14 protein-coding genes are annotated in these 17,628 nt (G+C 34.1%); 4 read left to right on the forward strand and 10 right to left on the reverse strand.

Going from position 1 to position 17,628, the window contains the following annotated elements:
• Position 1: 1 nt before the first annotated feature.
• The 7 genes from VP395_RS09570 to uvrC all read right to left on the reverse strand — a co-directional run bounded on the left by VP395_RS09570 (position 2) and on the right by uvrC (position 9,940).
• On the reverse strand, positions 2 to 1,303 hold the full coding sequence (locus tag VP395_RS09570) for a peptidoglycan DD-metalloendopeptidase family protein (protein ID WP_346241762.1): 1,302 nt from the start codon (positions 1,301 to 1,303) through the stop codon (positions 2 to 4).
• The gene (locus VP395_RS09575; RefSeq protein ID WP_346241763.1) at positions 1,261 to 2,178 is read right to left on the reverse strand and encodes a tryptophan 2,3-dioxygenase family protein; all 918 of its coding nucleotides are present in this window, start codon (positions 2,176 to 2,178) and stop codon (positions 1,261 to 1,263) included. The genes VP395_RS09570 and VP395_RS09575 overlap by 43 nt, the downstream gene beginning before the upstream one ends.
• An 8-nt stretch (positions 2,179 to 2,186) precedes the next feature.
• A complete protein-coding gene (locus VP395_RS09580; protein WP_346241764.1) occupies positions 2,187 to 2,969 on the reverse strand; it encodes a DUF3108 domain-containing protein in 783 nt (260 codons plus the stop codon).
• A gap of 197 nt (positions 2,970 to 3,166) precedes the next feature.
• Positions 3,167 to 4,303, reverse strand: coding sequence for a 4-hydroxyphenylpyruvate dioxygenase (gene hppD, locus VP395_RS09585; protein WP_346241765.1), 1,137 nt, complete (start codon positions 4,301 to 4,303; stop codon positions 3,167 to 3,169).
• A 114-nt stretch (positions 4,304 to 4,417) separates the two neighbouring features.
• A complete protein-coding gene (locus VP395_RS09590) occupies positions 4,418 to 5,578 on the reverse strand; it encodes a homogentisate 1,2-dioxygenase (protein WP_346241766.1) in 1,161 nt (386 codons plus the stop codon).
• 249 nt (positions 5,579 to 5,827) lie between these two features.
• Positions 5,828 to 8,059: a patatin-like phospholipase family protein gene (locus VP395_RS09595; RefSeq protein WP_346241767.1), complete on the reverse strand. Its 2,232-nt coding sequence runs from the start codon at positions 8,057 to 8,059 to the stop codon at positions 5,828 to 5,830.
• 87 nt (positions 8,060 to 8,146) lie between these two features.
• Positions 8,147 to 9,940 (reverse strand): excinuclease ABC subunit UvrC, encoded by a 1,794-nt coding sequence (gene uvrC / locus VP395_RS09600; RefSeq protein WP_346241768.1) that lies wholly within the window; start codon positions 9,938 to 9,940, stop codon positions 8,147 to 8,149.
• Positions 9,941 to 10,056: 116 nt separating this feature from the next.
• Here uvrC and VP395_RS09605 point away from each other — a divergent pair, with 116 nt between their 5' ends.
• From VP395_RS09605 to VP395_RS09620, 4 genes are read left to right on the forward strand one after another with little or no spacing between them, the layout of a single operon-like run.
• Entirely contained in the window at positions 10,057 to 10,482 is a 426-nt protein-coding gene (locus tag VP395_RS09605; protein WP_346241769.1) for an ATP-dependent zinc protease family protein, read from the forward strand.
• A complete protein-coding gene (gene rimK / locus VP395_RS09610; protein WP_346241770.1) occupies positions 10,479 to 11,360 on the forward strand; it encodes a 30S ribosomal protein S6--L-glutamate ligase in 882 nt (293 codons plus the stop codon). Before VP395_RS09605 ends, rimK begins: the two co-directional genes overlap by 4 nt.
• Positions 11,361 to 11,378: 18 nt before the next feature.
• The gene (locus VP395_RS09615; protein ID WP_346241771.1) at positions 11,379 to 12,350 is read left to right on the forward strand and encodes a succinylglutamate desuccinylase/aspartoacylase family protein; all 972 of its coding nucleotides are present in this window, start codon (positions 11,379 to 11,381) and stop codon (positions 12,348 to 12,350) included.
• A 7-nt stretch (positions 12,351 to 12,357) separates the two neighbouring features.
• Complete coding sequence (locus VP395_RS09620) at positions 12,358 to 12,921, forward strand: 5-formyltetrahydrofolate cyclo-ligase (RefSeq protein ID WP_346241772.1); 564 nt, start codon at positions 12,358 to 12,360, stop codon at positions 12,919 to 12,921.
• On the opposite strand, the gene VP395_RS09625 is transcribed toward VP395_RS09620, so the two are convergent.
• The 3 genes from VP395_RS09625 to ileS form a co-directional block, all read right to left on the reverse strand.
• Entirely contained in the window at positions 12,922 to 13,542 is a 621-nt protein-coding gene (locus tag VP395_RS09625; protein ID WP_346241773.1) for a lipoprotein signal peptidase, read from the reverse strand.
• A gap of 120 nt (positions 13,543 to 13,662) precedes the next feature.
• On the reverse strand, positions 13,663 to 14,043 hold the full coding sequence (locus VP395_RS09630; protein WP_346241774.1) for a TraR/DksA family transcriptional regulator: 381 nt from the start codon (positions 14,041 to 14,043) through the stop codon (positions 13,663 to 13,665).
• 4 nt (positions 14,044 to 14,047) lie between these two features.
• Positions 14,048 to 17,467 (reverse strand): isoleucine--tRNA ligase, encoded by a 3,420-nt coding sequence (ileS, locus tag VP395_RS09635; RefSeq protein ID WP_346241775.1) that lies wholly within the window; start codon positions 17,465 to 17,467, stop codon positions 14,048 to 14,050.
• Positions 17,468 to 17,628: the final 161 nt, after the last annotated feature.

Consider the following 17,628-nt stretch of genomic DNA (forward strand, 5'->3'; position numbering starts at 1 on the left):
TCTATTCTTTTTGAGTTATAGTAGTTTTAGCCTGTTCTTTCTTTGAATCATCGAAAATAGGTAGCGCATCTAATTTAACCTTTATCGGTCTAATAAAATTTAAATAATCACCTTTTAAAGATTCTGCAATTGGCTCTGAATTTGATAGTTTTTCTTTGAACGGATCGACTTCTTTTCCGTTTTTCCAAAAACGATAGCACACGTGTGGCCCTCCTGTGTTTCCGGTCATCCCTATCCAACCAATCACATCACCTTGCTTTACATGCTGCCCAACATTAACTTTACGCTTTTGCATATGCAAATATTGAGTTTCGTAAGTTGAATTATGTCTTATTTTTACATAATTCCCGTTACCACCCTTGTATTGCGATGCAGTAACCGTTCCATTAGCAGTTGCTAAAATAGGGGTTCCTATTGGTGCTGCAAAATCGGTACCTCTGTGTGGACGTAATGCAAAACCGTAATACGCAATACGTCTGTTTAAATTATATTTAGAAGAAATTCTACTGAACTGTACGGGTGCTTTTAAGAAGGCACGACGTAAATCTTTAGCAGCTTCATTATAATATTCGTATATGTTTTTTATAGAATCAGTCCGGTATCTAAAGGCATAATACGGTGTGTTTTTGTGATTAAAAACAACCGCCTTCACATTATGTATGCCCGCATAAATAGTATCATCAATATATTTATCGGTATAAATAACTTTAAAAGTATCGCCTTTTTGAAGTCGAGTAAAATCGATGGTCCAAGCATAAATTTGTTCTGCTAACTTATTTGTTAAAATAGGACTAATGCCCTTTTTATCTAAGGCTTGGGATATACTGCTGTTTAAAACACCTGTTACTGTTTTTTCAACATATTTAATAGGTTTTCTGCTTGTATATGCATGGATGGAATCTTGAAAACTTATCACCACAAATTCTTCTTGGTTTGGTTGATAAATAAAGCATTTAGGCGTTTCTAAAGAATCTTTGGAACACAGCAGTGTATATGGTTTTCCTATTTGAAGGCGTCTAATATCAAAAGTATCTCTAGCTTTTTCAGCAATTGAAAAAATTCTTGGATAGCCTATTTTGTTTCGCTCTAAAATAACGCCAAAACTATCTCCACTTCTTACGGTGTCTCTTTTTACAACAAAATTGCTTAAATTAAAACCAAATTCGTAGATATCGGCAGGTTTTTCTATTACGGCAACTTCTTCTATGGGTTGCTCTTTTTCTTTGCACGAAATTATACTTATTAATGCTAATACGATTACTAAATATTTATTCCCCATTCTTCTATTTCTTGCTTTGTCCATAAGTTCGGAAAAAATATTCTTTTTTGATACTTTGGATGCATGTATTTTACCCATTCACTTCCTCCTGTTGCTTCGGCAGTTTTTCCGCCTATATTTAAATAATGATTTGCAGTATTATAATGTGCCATCACCCATTTTATATTAACTGTATAGTCAAAATGGCGCATGGCATTAATTAACTCTTTGTTCTCCTTGGCCTCCTTAGGAAGTTCTTTAAATTTGGAGTATAAATTATTTGTGCTATAAAACTGGGCAAATCTAATAAATTCGTCTTTATATTTTTCCTCAAAAACTGTTAATGTGTAACTTTTTTTGCCAGTTTTATAATTCTTCCCAGCAGCTTGCCAATATAAATGCTCGAAAGCGTTTTCATAGGAAGAATTTCTATCTATAGTATCTCTAAATCGTTTGTCTATAAGATTTATAAGTTCGGTTGATGCAAATTCAATTTTTCTGTATTGGGCACTTTGAAATCCGCTGGCAGGCGTTAAAGTTGTTCTGAATTTATTGTATTGATCGACGTCCATACCGTCTTTCATAATAGTAAATGAAGATGTGAGGATATCGAAATAGCGGCTAATACGCATTAATTTGGAAGTAAATAATTCAGAAGTTAACTCTTTGCTTTTTGCCACTTGGTCAATTTCAACAAGTACCATTTTAAACAACAACTCGGTTATTTGATGATACATAATGAATACCATTTCATCTGGAAAAACGGTACGCTGTATCTGGAGATTTAACAAGGCATCTGTTTGGATATAATCCCAATAATTTATAGGTTTACTATGTAATAAGCCTTCTAAATAATCTTCTAAATCTTGGTTTATTGCCTTGTATTTTTCTCTAAGTTGATTGTTTATTTTTGATTTCAAAACGTCTTTTAATTATCAACAACTATTTTAAAAGGGTGCTTTAATCCTTTAAAAGCTTCTAAATCGGCACGTAGAGAACCCACTCTTAAATCGGCCTTAATACGCAAAGGTATTTTATTTTTATCTTTTGACACCCAAAGTGTTAAACTTTCTTCTTCTTTAAAAACGCGACCAGCCATTACATAAGGCCTGAATTTTAAAGACTCTATTTTACCAAAATCGGTTTCTATAATTTCTGTTCCTAAATATTGTAATTTGAATCCGTAATTTTCTTCATCAAAAAACATATCGGTACGTATTTCATCACCTACTTTTAAAGTACTTACATTAATTTTATTACGCAAATAATAGTACGTTGATACCATGTCTTGAACATTTGGTTTGGTAGTAAACTCCGTTTTTGTTTTGTGTTTTTTATCGTTAACGTAGGCTTTGTTGTTTTTTTGATCAAATTCCACTTCAAGGTCTTTGGTATGCCCACCTTCGTCTATGTTTCTGATAAATTTATAAGGCAATAATGTGTTTTTGTCAAAATAGCTTTCATAGCGGTCTTTTACTTTAAAAAACCATTTTATCATGCCAGATGTCCATCCTTTTCCAATTACGTGGTAAACATCTTTATTGTCAAGCTTTGTTTCTTTTACATTAAGTGTGGCATTTCCTGCTTTTAAAAAACCACTATAGCTCATTTTAAACTGAAACCATTCACCATCGCCAAATGACGATTCTTGTTGCGCAAAAGTTATTTGTGTGATTATTATTGCCGATATTATAAGTAGTGTCTTTTTCATTTTATTTGGGTAATTGGAACTAACTTCTTGTGTTTACATGTTTTATTGTAAATAGGAATTGGCAATTACTGTTCCAAAAATATAAAAATAACTTGTACTGTTTGTAATTATAAGAAAACCTTAATATTAATTTACTTTTAATCTGAATATAAGATGCTACAAAAAATATGACCGATTTTTCAAATTTCAAGTATTTATTAAAGGGTGCCTCTATTAGCTTGTTCTCTTTCTATAGATTCGAAAAGTGCTTTAAAATTTCCTGCTCCAAAACCACGAGCTCCCATGCGCTGAATAATTTCAAAGAATAAGGTTGGCCTGTCTTCAACAGGCTTTGTGAAAATTTGCAATAAATAGCCTTCTTCATCGGCATCAATCATAATACCTAAACTTTTTAGCGTTTCTATGTCTTCACGTAACTCGTGATGGTGTTCGTGCAATCTTTCGGGAACTGCTTTATAATATGCTTCAGGGGGTGTTGACAAAAACTCTACACCTCGCGATTTTAATTCACTTACTGCTTTTATAATATTATCGGTGGCTACGGCTATATGTTGTACGCCAGCGCCTTCATAAAAATCGAGATATTCTTCAATTTGAGAACGTTTTTTTCCTTTGGCTGGTTCGTTTATTGGGAATTTAATTCGCCCATTACCATTACTCATTACTTTACTCATTAATGCGGAGTATTCGGTATGGATTTGCTTATCATCAAACGATAAGAAATTTTCAAACCCCATAACATCTTCATACCATTTTACCCAAACATTCATTTGTCCCCAACCTACATTGCCAACCATGTGGTCTATATATTTCAATCCTACTTGTGTTGGGTTGTAATCTGATTTCCACTCACGAAACCCTGGTAAAAATGCACCATTGTAGTTTTTGCGTTCAACAAACATATGTACGGTTTCGCCATAGGTATAAATACCCGCTCGTACTACCTCGCCATGTTCGTCTTTTTCAACCACAGGTTCCATGTATGATTTGGCACCTCTACTTATAGTTTCCTTATATGATTTTTTAGCATCATCTACCCAAAGAGCAATTACTTTTACGCCATCGCCGTGTTTTACAATATGATCGTTTATTGGTGATTTACTGGTTAATGGTGTTGTTAATACCAATTTTATTTTGTCTTGTTTAAGCACATAACTCACGGTGTCTTTTGAGCCTGTTTCTAAACCTTTATAGGCGTAAGATTGAAACCCAAATGCCGTTTTGTAAAAGTGTGCCGATTGTTTGGCGTTCCCTACATAGAATTCTACATAATCTGTTCCTAAAAGCGGTAAAAAATCTTGCGCGCCTTTAAATATTTTTTCTAATGCATACATAATAAAAAGCCCTCCCTAACCCTCCCAAATGGAGGGAATTCAAAACTGGACGAATTTTGAATTTTAGTTTTACTATATTTTAAAATTTCGCCTCAAAAAGTCCCCTTTGAGGATTTAGGGGCTTAACCACGATTTATGATAATCGTTATCGGCTATTTTCATGCCTTCTTCGGTAACCATTAATGGCTTAAAAGTATCTACCATCACAGCGAGTTCGTCGGTTTTGGTTTTGCCAATACTTCTTTCTGTAGCTCCGGGATGTGGCCCATGAGGAATACCCGCTGGATGCAATGAAATGTGTCCTACTTCAATATCATTTCTACTCATAAAATCCCCATCTACGTAATACAATACCTCATCGCTATCTATATTGCTGTGATTGTATGGTGCGGGAATGGATAATGGGTGATAATCATACAACCTAGGCACAAAACTACACACCACAAAAGCATCGGTTTCAAAAGTTTGGTGCACTGGTGGCGGTTGGTGAATTCGCCCCGTAATAGGCTCGAAATCGTGAATTGAAAAAGCATACGGATAGTTGTATCCATCGTAGCCAACTACGTCAAAAGGATGCGATGCATACACCATTTCTATGATATCGTCTTGTTTTTTTACTTTGATTAGAAAATCCCCACTTTCGTTATGGGTTTCTAATTCTTGTGGGCGACGGATATCGCGTTCACAATAGGGTGCGTGTTCCAAAAGTTGCCCAAACCAATTTCTATAACGTTTTGGAGTGTAAATGGGTCGGCGAGATTCAACTATAAATAAGCGGTTGTCTTCTGTGTCAAAATCTATTTTATAAATAACGCCTCTTGGAACAAGCAGATAATCACCATGTTTAAAATCGATATTCCCTAAATGGGTTCTTAATTTTCCTGAACCTTTATGAATAAAAATGAGCTCGTCGGCATCGGTATTTTTATAAAAATAATCTTGTGTAGGTTGTTTTGGGGCTGCTAAAATAATGGCACAGTCTTTATTGACCAAAACGGTTTTTCGACTTTCTAGATAATCTTGCTCTGGTTTTACTTGAAAGCCTTTTAACCTGTATGATTGAATATTATTTGCTTTAACAATTTTGGGAATAACACTGTATTGTTTTTTTATTTCCTTTACTTGTGTTGGTCGCTGCTCATGATAGCTGTTTGTATACATACCATCAAAGCCAATGGTTCCAAATAATTGTTCGGAATACAAACTGCCATCCGATTTTCTAAATTGTGTATGGCGTTTATGCGGAATGCTTCCTAATTTATGATAAAATGGCATATTGTAAGTTTTAAAAGTTAAAAAGTATAAAGTTACCCTTTAGAACTGTATTTAAGGGCTGCAATAAACTAAAAATCAATTACATATAAAGATACAATAAAGTATGCTTATTCAGGATTTCTCTTGATAAGGAAGTGTAGAAATAATAATAAGTCTTGCCAAAAAAGTTGCATAACCTAACAAATATAATAATTTTTTGTGATAGAACCTTAAGATTTCCGCTTTCGCGCAAATCAAAAAAACAGGTGTTTAAAACCAAAAACCGACATTAAAAAACCAATAACTCTGGTTCTGCTCTGGTGAGTAGCTGAATTTTGCTTGGATGGGTCCAATAAAAGTTTCAATAGCATACCCTAAGGCGTAACCTCTATAATTTGGAAGGGTAAACCATTCGCCAGTTTCAAAAATATCATCTTCTACATTTGCCCAATTACCCTCTAAGGTTAAGTGATGCTTTTTAAATAATTGATAATCTGCACTAAAAAAAGCTTTTACATAACTGTTTCCCGTAAGAGAAATGAAGTCGTAACCCACAAACGGAATAAAGTTATTGATTAAGTTGTTACCATTGCCTCCCAATGCAAAATCTAATGTTTGGGTTGATTTATCTCCTATTTTAAAACCACCTCCTGTTTGAAAATTAAAAGCTAATTTACTTGAAAGACTAAAGGCATACCCCATATTTGCCTTTGCTAACGAAAAGTTTTCAAAGTTTTCATTAAAACTAGAAGCATATAAGTACATATGTAGATCACCATCAAAATAAACACCTTTTTTTGGAAAATATTTGTTGTCGTAAGTGTCTAATTTCAAGCCTCCAAAAACACTTAAATAATCGGTGCTTTCAAATATAAATTGATTGGTTTGGTTGTTTGTTGTAAGCGTTTCGGTATTTATTTCTAATCGTTTATGTTCTAATCCGGCACTTAACGAAAAATCTTTTCTGAATAAAGTCTGGACATAAATTTGATTGGTTTGATCTTGTAATTTGACATCTATTTTATTTAATTCGGAACCAGATATTTGAGCGTCGTCTAACAAAAGTTTTGCGCTAATATCTTTTTTAAATTGATTGTATCTGGATTTCAACCCAATGCTCCAGTAAAACCCTCTATCTATAAAATATTCAAAATTGTAACGTACATTATCGCCTAAAATAACATCTAATGAAACCACATCGTTATCAAACAACCATCGTTTTTTAGTTAGATTAACAAGTGCAGCACTTTTATATAAATCATCAAAATGCAATCCTAATTTTAAAAAGGTAGTTGTATTGGTCTCTTTTAAGTTGGCTATTAAATCGTAACCTTCTCTATTTTCAATGCTTTTTAATTCATATTCAAACGAATCGAAATTGTTTGTAGCAACTAAGTTGTTAATACCTTTGTTAAAATAGCTGTAACTAATTTTTTTGTTATTTTTTAATTTTAACTTTCCTAAAATATAAGCTCTGGTATATTTACTATTCCCTTTTATAACAATATTATTAATTGTAATACTGTCTTTAGCTTTATAATTAAGTTTAGAGTTGGTTTTAGAAGAATTTTTATCGGTTAATTTTTTTAAAGCATCCATTTTTACAATAGTGGCTTGTTTACCGCTTTCAATAATTTTTGAACCTTCGCTAAACGATACCACTGAGTAATCTTTAATATCGGGTTTAATATAGATATCGGTTTTTTTACCCTTCAATTTCATGTCATTAATAGTTCGGAAATTGTTTATTTGTACCAATACGTCTGGGGCAGACGTTAGCTCGTCTCTGTTTGCCAATCCATCTTGTACATCTACTCCAATAATAACATCCATTCCTTTGGCGCGCAATTCATCAATAGGATAATTGTTCACAACACCACCATCAATTAATATTTGTCCGTTAATAGTAACTGGTTGAAATAAAGTAGGTAGAGCACCACTTGCCATAATAGATTGTGCTAAGTTCCCCGAATCTAACATAACGGCTTGTCCTGTTTCAATATTGGTAGCTATACAGAAAAAAGGTATTGGCAATTCACTAAAGTTATTTATTTCACTAACATGCAAAGTGAGTTTTGAAAATAGGGCATATGTGTTCTGCCCACGGGAAAGTGCCGATGGTAACTTAATTTTAAAATTATCAAATGGTAGTGTTACCGCATATTTTTCAGAGTTATCACGTTCGTAAAAGGCTTTGGAGGCCCTTGGTAAATCGTCATTTATTAACATGTCAAAATCGAGTTCTTTAAAGATAGAATCGAGTTGATTGCCTGTATAGCCTGAAGCATAAAGTGAACCAATAATAGCGCCCATGCTGGTGCCTGCTATATAATCTATTTTCACCCCTAAACTATCAATAACTTTTAACACGCCAATGTGCGCCAATCCTTTTGCGCCACCGCCACTTAAAACTAAGCCAACTTTAACATCGTCTTTTTCTGTGTTTTGAGAAAACCCCTCAAAACACAGAATAAAAACAAGACATGTTAAAAAATACTTCATTGGTAACTCGTATTTGTTTATTAATGGTTAAATGCAACATTCAAATTATTCATCTGCTTATCAATTAAAATTTGAATCACGAAAATTTCATTTAGTATGGTAATAATTATATATTTTTTCTGCTCTAGAAACACCCACAACAGGTTCTAATTCATCTAACTTGGCATTGGCAACTCGCTTTGCAGATTTAAAATGCTTTAACAAGTCTACCACTGTTTTTTTTCCAATGCCAGGAATTGTTTCCAACTCTGTATTCAATGCAGTTTTACTTCGTTTATTTCTGTGATGTTCTACACCAAAACGGTGGGCTTCATTACGAAGCTGTTGTATTATTTTAAGTGTTTCGCTTTTCTTATCTAAATATAGTGGAATTGGGTCGTTTGGATAAAATAATTCTTCTAAACGTTTTGCAATTCCGATGATTGCTATTTTCCCCCTTAAGTTTAAAGCATCTAAACTTTTTAATGCCGATGATAATTGCCCTTTACCGCCATCTATAATGATGAGTTGTGGTAGTGCTTGTTCTTCATCCATCATACGCTTGTAGCGGCGGTAAACCACTTCTTCCATCGATGCAAAATCGTCTGGACCAACAACGGTTTTAATATTAAAATGTCTATAATCCTTTTTACTTGGTTTTCCGTTTTTAAAAACCACACATGCCGCAACAGGGTGGGTGCCTTGTATATTTGAGTTATCAAAACATTCTATATGCCTTGGTTCTTCATGCAACCTTAAATCGGTTTTCATTTGCGCCATAATTCTATTGGCATGCCTATCGGGGTCAACAATTTTATCTTGCTTAAAACGCTCCATACGGTAATATTTAGCATTTCTAAGCGATAAGTCTAATATATGCTTTTTATCACCCAATTGAGGTATTGTTACTTTAATGTCTTTGCCCAAGTCCACTTTAAAAGGTACATATATTTCTTTTGAGTTTGAATGAAAACGTTGGCGAATTTCGGTAATTGCCAACTCCAGCAATTCTAAATCTGTTTCGTCTAATTTCTTTTTAATTTCTAAAGTATGGGAACGGATAATAGATCCGTAAGATAACTGTAAAAAATTGACGTATCCATAACTTTCGTCACTTATTATTGAAAACACATCTACATTACTAATTTTAGGGTTTACAATGGTAGATTTAGCTTGGTAGTTTTCAAGAACCTCTATCTTTTCTTTAATTTTTTGAGCCTCTTCAAAATGCATGTCTTCAGCATACTGTTTCATTTGAGTTTTAAACTGAGATAGTGAATCTTTAAAATTACCTTTTAAAATTTCTTTTATGGCTATTATATTTTCATGATATTCATTTTCAGTTTCAAATCCTTCACAAGCACCTTTGCAGTTTCCTAAATGGTATTCTAAACATACTTTATATTTTCCCGTTTCTATTTTGTTTTCAGATAAATCGTAATTACAATTTCGCAGCGAATACAGCCCTTTTATTAAATCTAACAGGGTATGAACCGTTTTCATACTGGTATAAGGTCCAAAATAATCACTTCCATCTTTAAAAACACGTCGTGTAGAAAACACTCTGGGAAACCGTTCGTTTTTTATACAAATCCATGGGTACGATTTGTCGTCTTTCAGCATCACATTGTATTTGGGTTGATACTTTTTAATTAGGTTGTTTTCCAGTAGCAATGCATCTGTTTCGGTATCAACAACAATATGTTTTATGGTAACAATTTTTTTTACCAACACACGTGTTTTACCATTATCGTGTGTTTTGGTAAAATAACTGCTGACCCTTTTTTTTAAATTTTTGGCTTTTCCAACGTAAATGATAGTGCCTTCAGCATCATAATACTGATACACACCTGGTTGATTTGGTAAGGTTTGTAATTGTATTTCTAAGGTAGGTTTTTCCATTCACCCAAAGGTAATTATTTTAATTTTTTATTGATATAATACAGTTGCATAAATCTGTTAAACTTTTGAGGCTTAATAAGTATTCGTTAACTTGCGCCACATTTTAAAATTATAAAATGAACAAAAGAATAATTGGCAGAGTAGATAAAATAGATTTTCCTAAATTGGGATTGTTCCATATTGATGTTAAAATCGATACAGGAGCTTATACGTCTACAATACATTATTCTGAGATTATTGAAGAAAACAACACTTTACGATGCGTTTTTAACAGCGATAAGCACCAAAATTTTGGTAAAACTGAAATTACCTTTGATGAGTACACCAGTACCGTTGTAAAAAGCAGTAACGGGTTGAAAGAAAACCGATATAAAATAAAATCTGAAGTCATATTTTTTGGAAAAACATACAAGATTAACCTAACTTTAAGCACACGCAACGATATGAGATTTCCTGTTTTAATTGGCAGGCAATTTTTAAAGCGAAAATTTATGGTTGATGTAGATTTAGAAAATGTTTCTTATAATTCGAAACCCTTATGAACATAGTTATATTATCTAGAAACTCGAATCTATATTCCACCGACAGACTTGTTGAAGAAGGTGAAAAAAGGGGTCATAAAGTAGAGGTTATAGACCCTTTAAAATGCGATATTATTATTGAAAGAGAAAAACCAACCATTTATTACAAAGACCGCTATTTAGACTATGTAGATGCGGTTATTCCTAGAATTGGAGCTTCTATAACCTTTTATGGTTGTGCGGTTGTACGTCAATTTGAAATGATGAATGTATTTACCATTGCCACCTCCGATGCCATTCAACGTTCCAGAGATAAATTAAGAAGTTTACAGCGTTTAAGCAAAGCGGGTATTGGCATGCCAAAAACCGTTTTCACCAATTATTCGCGCGATGTTGAAGAAGTAATTGAGCATGTTGGAGGCGTTCCTGTTATTATAAAATTACTGGAAGGTACACAAGGGTTAGGTGTGGTTTTAGCAGAAACAAAAAATGCAGCCGAATCTGTTTTAGAAGCCTTTAATGGTTTGGAAGCACGCGTTATTGTTCAAGAATTTATTAAAGAAGCTAAAGGTGCCGATTTACGTGCTTTAATTGTGGACGGACAAGTAGTGGGAGCTATGAAACGCCAAGGAAAAGAAGGAGAGTTTCGCTCAAACTTACACCGTGGTGGCTCAGCACAAGTTATAAAGTTAGATGATCAAGAATTAAAATTAGCGATGAACGCATCGCGTGTTCTTAAGCTGCCTGTTTGCGGGGTCGATATGTTGCAATCGGCACGTGGGCCCTTGCTTTTGGAGGTTAACTCTACACCTGGTTTAGAAGGTATTGAAGAAGCTACAGGTAGAAATATTGCTAAAAGCATCATCACATATATTGAAAAAAACAAGCATCATCGTTAAAATAAAATTAGGTTTCGTATGACTTTAGTGAACAATATTTTAACTATTCTAGATACAAAAATATACCCTGGAGAAAGCAAAGAGATTGATTTTGATGTTGCCAATCTTCACACCTCATCGCCAGTAAACGTACCCATTATTATTGAACGTGCTAAAAAACCAGGCCCCATTGTGTTATTCACAGCGGGCATTCATGGCGATGAAGTAAATGGCGTTGAAATTGTTAGACAATTAATAGCTAGCGGCATTAATAAACCCAAAATTGGCACTATTATCTGCATTCCCGTTATTAATGTTTTTGGTTTTATAAACTTAAAGCGCGAGTTTCCCGATGGCAGGGATTTAAATCGTGTATTTCCGGGTACTATTGATGGTTCTTTGGCAAGTAGGGTAGCCCATAAATTGATACACGATATTGTGCCTTGTGTAGATTGTATAATCGATTTTCACACAGGCGGATCTGGACGTTTTAATGCGCCTCAAATACGCATTTCAAAAGAAAACAGACATCTTAATGAATTAGCTAAAGTATTTGCTGCGCCCTTTGTTTTATATTCTAAAAACTTAAATAAATCATTTAGAAACAGCTGTTATAAATTAGGAAAAGCCATGTTGCTTTTTGAAGGTGGCAAATCATTTCATATTGATGAAAATATCACCAACCACGGTGTTAATGGTTCAAAACGTATTTTAAAACATTTAGGGATGCTAAATTCTCAATCTAAAGTTACCAAACCCAAAAAAGACACTGTTTTTATTAATGAGAGCAGGTGGCAACGTGCCAGTTTTTCGGGCATGTTTAGAGCTACTATTGGCATTAGCAGCCATATAAAAAAAGGCGATATTTTAGGATATATTACAGACCCGTATGGCAAATTAAACCAAGCTGTAAAAGCACAAAATTCTGGGTATATTATAAATGTGAATGAATCGCCTATTGTATATCAAGGTGATGCTTTGTTTCATATTTCCACAAAGCTTAAACGTTAATAAAAGTATGCAAAAAGCCGAATTACGAAAAAAATATAAAACGCTTCGTATTACTTTGTCAAATAGTCAAATTGATGATTTAAGTATGGCTATTGCCAATCAACTTTTAAAATTATCCATTTGGGAGTATACATTTTACCACGTTTTTTTAGCTATTGAAGAACAAAAAGAAGTAAACACTGATTATATTCTGAATATTCTTTCGGGGAAAGACAAAAACATTGTGATTTCTAAAAGTGATTTTGAAACGGGTGCTATGATGCATTTTCTTTTAACCGACAATACCGTTATTAAAAAAAATAGCTATAATATACCAGAACCCATTGATGGTATTGAAATCTCCAACGATAAAATAGAAGTCGTTTTTGTACCACTTTTAGCTTTTGACAAAAAAGGAAATCGGGTAGGCTATGGCAAAGGCTTTTACGACCGTTTTTTAAGCAACTGCAAACCTGAAACCCTCAAAATTGGACTCTCTTTTTTTGAAGCTGAAACCGAAATTTCTAACGCTTTTGAAGATGATGTAAAGTTGGATTATTGTGTGACGCCTGAGAAGGTTTATGGGTTTTGATTATTTCTTCGGAAACGCCTTTTTATTAAACACAATAAGCATAATAAAGCCAGTACTTATAGCCATATCGGCAATATTGAAAACGGGTTCGAAAAAATTAAAACGTTTGCCACCACCTATAGGGAGCCATTCGGGTAAATCTAATTCAAACAACGGAAAGTAAAGCATATCTACCACTTTACCGTGCAATAAAGAATCGTAACCTCCAGCTTCGGGTAAAAATGTGGCAACTTGGTTAAAACTATCGTCAAACAAAACACCATAAAACACAGAATCTAAAATATTTCCCATTGCTCCTGCAAATATTAATGCGATGGCTAAAATTAATATTTTGGATGCTTTATTTTTAGTGGCATCAAATAACCAATATCCAATACCAAAAATGGCAACTATTCTAAATACGGTTAAAAATATTTTTGCGGTACGTTCTGATATAAAAGACACAAAGTCACTAATTTTTGTTCCCCAAGCCATACCATCGTTTTCAATAAAATAAATTTGAAACCAACTAAAAACCTCAATATGCTCCTGAAGTTTAAAATGTGTTTTGATGTATATTTTACTTATTTGATCGATAAGTAAAATGATGGTAATTAGTAGGATTGATTTTTTTAATGACATGTAATAATTTACGAATTACGATTTTGGAATTACAATTGAATACGTGATTTTAAAATAAAAAACGCCTCAATCCCGATAGCTGTCGGGAGAGACGTTTCAAATATATAATTTATAAAATTATTATTGCATGTTTTTGGCTTCAATACTTAAGGTAGCATGAGGCACTAATTTTAAACGTTCTTTAGCAATTAACTTGCCTGTAACCCTACAAACACCGTACGTTTTATTCTCAATTCTAATTAAAGCATTTTTTAAATCGCGAATGAATTTTTCCTGTCTAATTGCTAAAGCAGAATTAGATTCTTTACTCATTACTTCGCTACCTTCATCAAAAGCTTTAAAAGTTGGCGATGTATCTTCCGTTCCATTATTGTGGTCGTTCATATACGCACTTTTAATTAGCTCCAAATCGTGTTGTGCTTTTACAATTTTCTCTTGTATTAGCGCTTTAAATTCGGCTAAATCTTTATCAGAATATCTTACATTTAAATCTAAACTCATAATCTTAATGTTTTTGTATGTACAATTTGGTATTTACATCATCAAACGCAATTTCTATACCATTATCTAATTTATCAATAATTTCAAGTTCTTCGGTTAATGTCTCTGCTTTAATATACGAAATATTTGTGTTTATAGCCGTAACTATTTGAACATCATTTTGTAATTTAACATCTATTCTATCTGTTACTTCAAAACCTGAGTCTTTTCGCAAATTCTGAATACGATTAACAAGTTCTCTAGCAACACCTTCCATTCTTAAATCCTCAGAAATGGTGACATCCAAAGCAACAGTTAAATTACCTTCGTTTGCTACCAACCAACCTTCAATATCTTGTGACGTAATTTCTACATCATCTAGGGCTAAAGTTATATTTTTTCCATTAACTTCAATATCCAAAACACCATTTTGTTCAATTTTGTTAATATCTTCCGGTAAAAAGTTAGTAACTGCTCCAGCAATGGCTTTCATGTCCTTTCCAAAACGAGGTCCAAGGGTTTTAAAGTTTGGTTTAATCTGTTTTACCAATATTTCTGAAGCTTCTTCCAAAAGTTCAATTTCCTTTACGTTTACTTCGTGTTTTATTAAATCGGAAACCGCTAAAATTTCTTCTTTTTGTTGCTTACTCGAAACAGGAATCATTATTTTTTGAAGTGGCTGTCTCACTTTTATTTTTTCTTTCGCTCTTAACGATAATACTAAAGACGAAATGGTTTGTGCCGCTTCCATTTTGCGCTCCAAACTCTTATCTATAAAACTTTCATCAAAAACTGGGAACTTTGCTAAATGCACACTTTCGAAGCTTTCTTTTTTGGTAGTAGCATTCAGATCTAAATACAATCTATCCATAAAGAAAGGTGCGATAGGTGCTCCAAGTTTTGCTATCGTTTCCATACACGTATAAAGCGTTTGGTACGCCGAAATTTTATCTTGTTGGTAATCGCCTTTCCAGAAACGTCTTCTACTTAAACGCACATACCAGTTACTTAAATAATCTTGTGTGAAATCTGAAATAGCGCGTGCTGCCTTTGTAGGCTCGTACTCTGCGTAAAATTCATCAACTTTCTTGATTAATGTATTTAATTCTGAAAGTATCCATCTATCAATTTCCGGTCGTTCATTTATAGAAATTTCTGCTTCTGCATACGTAAATTTATCAAGATTTGCATATAGTTGAAAAAACGAATAGGTATTATAAAGTGTTCCGAAGAATTTACGTTTTACTTCTTCAACACCTTCTAAATCGAATTTTAAATTATCCCAAGGGTTGGCATTAGAAATCATGTACCAACGGGTCGCATCGGCACCATACGTTGACAACGTTTCAAACGGATCGACCGCATTTCCTAAACGTTTGGACATTTTTTGTCCGTTTTTGTCCAATACCAATCCGTTAGACACCACATTTTTATAGGCTACCGAATCGAAAACCATAGTGGCAATCGCATGAAGCGTATAGAACCAACCACGTGTTTGATCGACGCCTTCGGCAATAAAATCGGCGGGATATGATGTTCCTTTATCAATTAAATCCTTGTTTTCAAACGGATAATGCCATTGTGCATACGGCATAGAACCAGAATCGAACCAAACATCTATTAAATCGCTTTCGCGTTTCATTGGCTTTCCTGAAGCTGAAACTAACATGATTTCATCGACGATGTTTTTATGCAAATCGATTTTTGCATAGTTTTCTTCGGAATTGTTTCCTACTTCAAAGTTCTTGAAAATATCCGCATCCATAATACCTGCTTGAACGGCACGTTCCATTTCTGCTTTTAGTTCTTCAACAGAACCGATACAGATTTCTTCTTTACCATCTTCGGTTCTCCAAATTGGCAATGGAATGCCCCAATAACGAGACCGCGATAAATTCCAATCGTTAGCATTTGCCAACCAGTTTCCAAAACGACCTGTACCTGTTGCTTTTGGCTTCCAGTTAATGGTTTCGTTCAATTCGAACATGCGGTCCTTCACATCGGTTACTTTAATAAACCATGAATCTAACGGGTAGTAAAGAATCGGTTTATCGGTTCTCCAACAGTTTGGATAGCTGTGTTTATATTTTTCAACCTTAAAGGCTTTGTTTTCTTCTTTTAATTTGATGGCAATCTCCACATCTACCGAACGCTCGGGTGCTTCACCATCGTTGTAATATTCATTCTTCACATATTTACCGGCATATTCGCCCATCTCTGGACGGAATTTACCTTGTAAATCGACTAATGGCACTAAATTTCCATTTTCATCTTTCACCAACATAGGTGGCACTTCAGGTGTCGCTTGTTTTGCAACCAAGGCATCATCGGCCCCAAAGGTTGGTGCGGTGTGAACAATACCTGTACCATCTTCAGTGGTTACGAAATCTCCAGAAATCACTCTAAAAGCATTTTCTGGATTGTTGTATGGCAATGCGTAAGGCAATAGTTGTTCGTAGGTGATGCCTACTAAATCTTTCCCAATAAATTCTTTAACGATGTAAAATGGGATTTTTTTGTCATTTGCTTTATAATCTGATAATTCGGCTTTGTTTTCAACGTGGTTAAACTTCCCAGAAAACTGATAGCTAACCAACTTTTTAGCTAAAATTACTTTAACGGGTTCAAACGTATATTGATTGAAAGTTTCAACTAACACATAGTCTATTTTAGGACCAACTGTTAGCGCGGTGTTACTTGGCAATGTCCAAGGTGTGGTGGTCCAAGCTAAAAAGTGAATATCACCTTCATTCTGTAAAAAGTCTGGCAACGATTCTGGTTTTGCTTTAAACTGCGCAACCGCCGTTGTATCGGTAACATCTTGATAAGTTCCAGGTTGATTTAGCTCGTGCGAACTTAAACCAGTTCCTGCTTTTGGCGAATATGGCTGGATAGTATAGCCTTTATATAATAAATTCTTGTTGTAAATTTCTTTTAGCAACCACCATACACTCTCCATGTATTTTGGTTCGTAAGTAATGTATGGATCGTTCATGTCTACCCAATAGCCCATTTTTTGGGTTAGGTCGTTCCAAACATCGGTATAGCGCATCACAGCTTTTCTACAAGCTGCGTTATAATCTTCCACCGAAATGGTTTTTCCAATATCTTCTTTAGTGATGCCTAATTCTTTTTCAACACCCAATTCAATAGGCAAACCGTGTGTATCCCAACCTGCTTTACGCTTCACTTGGTAACCTTTCATGGTTTTATAACGAGGGAAAATATCTTTAATAGCCCGTGCTAAAACGTGGTGTACACCAGGCAATCCGTTTGCAGAAGGTGGGCCTTCAAAAAACACAAACGATTCATTGTTTTCTCTAGTGGAAACACTTTTTTCAAATATGTTGTTTTCTTGCCAATAACTAAGAATTTCTTCTGCCACGTTTGGCAAGTCAAGACCTTTATATTCAGGGAATTTCATGCTCTTTATATCAAATTTCATTTCGAGGTGCGAAATTAAGGATTTATCCTTAAATGATTAATTTTTAATCATAAAAAAACCCAAAACAATTATTTTGGGTTTTTTCGACTAACTCAAATAACATTAAAAACTAATTAACAATTATTTTTTTGGAGGTTACCTCACCCGTTTTGGCCCTAAAC

Origin of the sequence: Mariniflexile soesokkakense, assembly GCF_039650365.1 — a bacterium.
Taxonomy (GTDB): Bacteria; Bacteroidota; Bacteroidia; order Flavobacteriales; family Flavobacteriaceae; genus Mariniflexile; species Mariniflexile soesokkakense.

Coding starts and splice junctions, on each gene's coding strand:
- VP395_RS09570 (WP_346241762.1), bottom strand. CDS start 1,303: ATGGACAAAGCAAGAAATAGAAGAATGGGGAATAAATATTTAGTAATC.
- VP395_RS09595 (WP_346241767.1), bottom strand. CDS start 8,059: ATGAAGTATTTTTTAACATGTCTTGTTTTTATTCTGTGTTTTGAGGGG.
- hppD (WP_346241765.1), bottom strand. CDS start 4,303: ATGTATGCATTAGAAAAAATATTTAAAGGCGCGCAAGATTTTTTACCG.
- ileS (WP_346241775.1), bottom strand. CDS start 17,467: ATGAAATTTGATATAAAGAGCATGAAATTCCCTGAATATAAAGGTCTT.
- rimK (WP_346241770.1), top strand. CDS start 10,479: ATGAACATAGTTATATTATCTAGAAACTCGAATCTATATTCCACCGAC.
- VP395_RS09625 (WP_346241773.1), bottom strand. CDS start 13,542: ATGTCATTAAAAAAATCAATCCTACTAATTACCATCATTTTACTTATC.
- VP395_RS09615 (WP_346241771.1), top strand. CDS start 11,379: ATGACTTTAGTGAACAATATTTTAACTATTCTAGATACAAAAATATAC.
- VP395_RS09605 (WP_346241769.1), top strand. CDS start 10,057: ATGAACAAAAGAATAATTGGCAGAGTAGATAAAATAGATTTTCCTAAA.
- VP395_RS09630 (WP_346241774.1), bottom strand. CDS start 14,043: ATGAGTTTAGATTTAAATGTAAGATATTCTGATAAAGATTTAGCCGAA.
- VP395_RS09590 (WP_346241766.1), bottom strand. CDS start 5,578: ATGCCATTTTATCATAAATTAGGAAGCATTCCGCATAAACGCCATACA.
- uvrC (WP_346241768.1), bottom strand. CDS start 9,940: ATGGAAAAACCTACCTTAGAAATACAATTACAAACCTTACCAAATCAA.
- VP395_RS09620 (WP_346241772.1), top strand. CDS start 12,358: ATGCAAAAAGCCGAATTACGAAAAAAATATAAAACGCTTCGTATTACT.
- VP395_RS09580 (WP_346241764.1), bottom strand. CDS start 2,969: ATGAAAAAGACACTACTTATAATATCGGCAATAATAATCACACAAATA.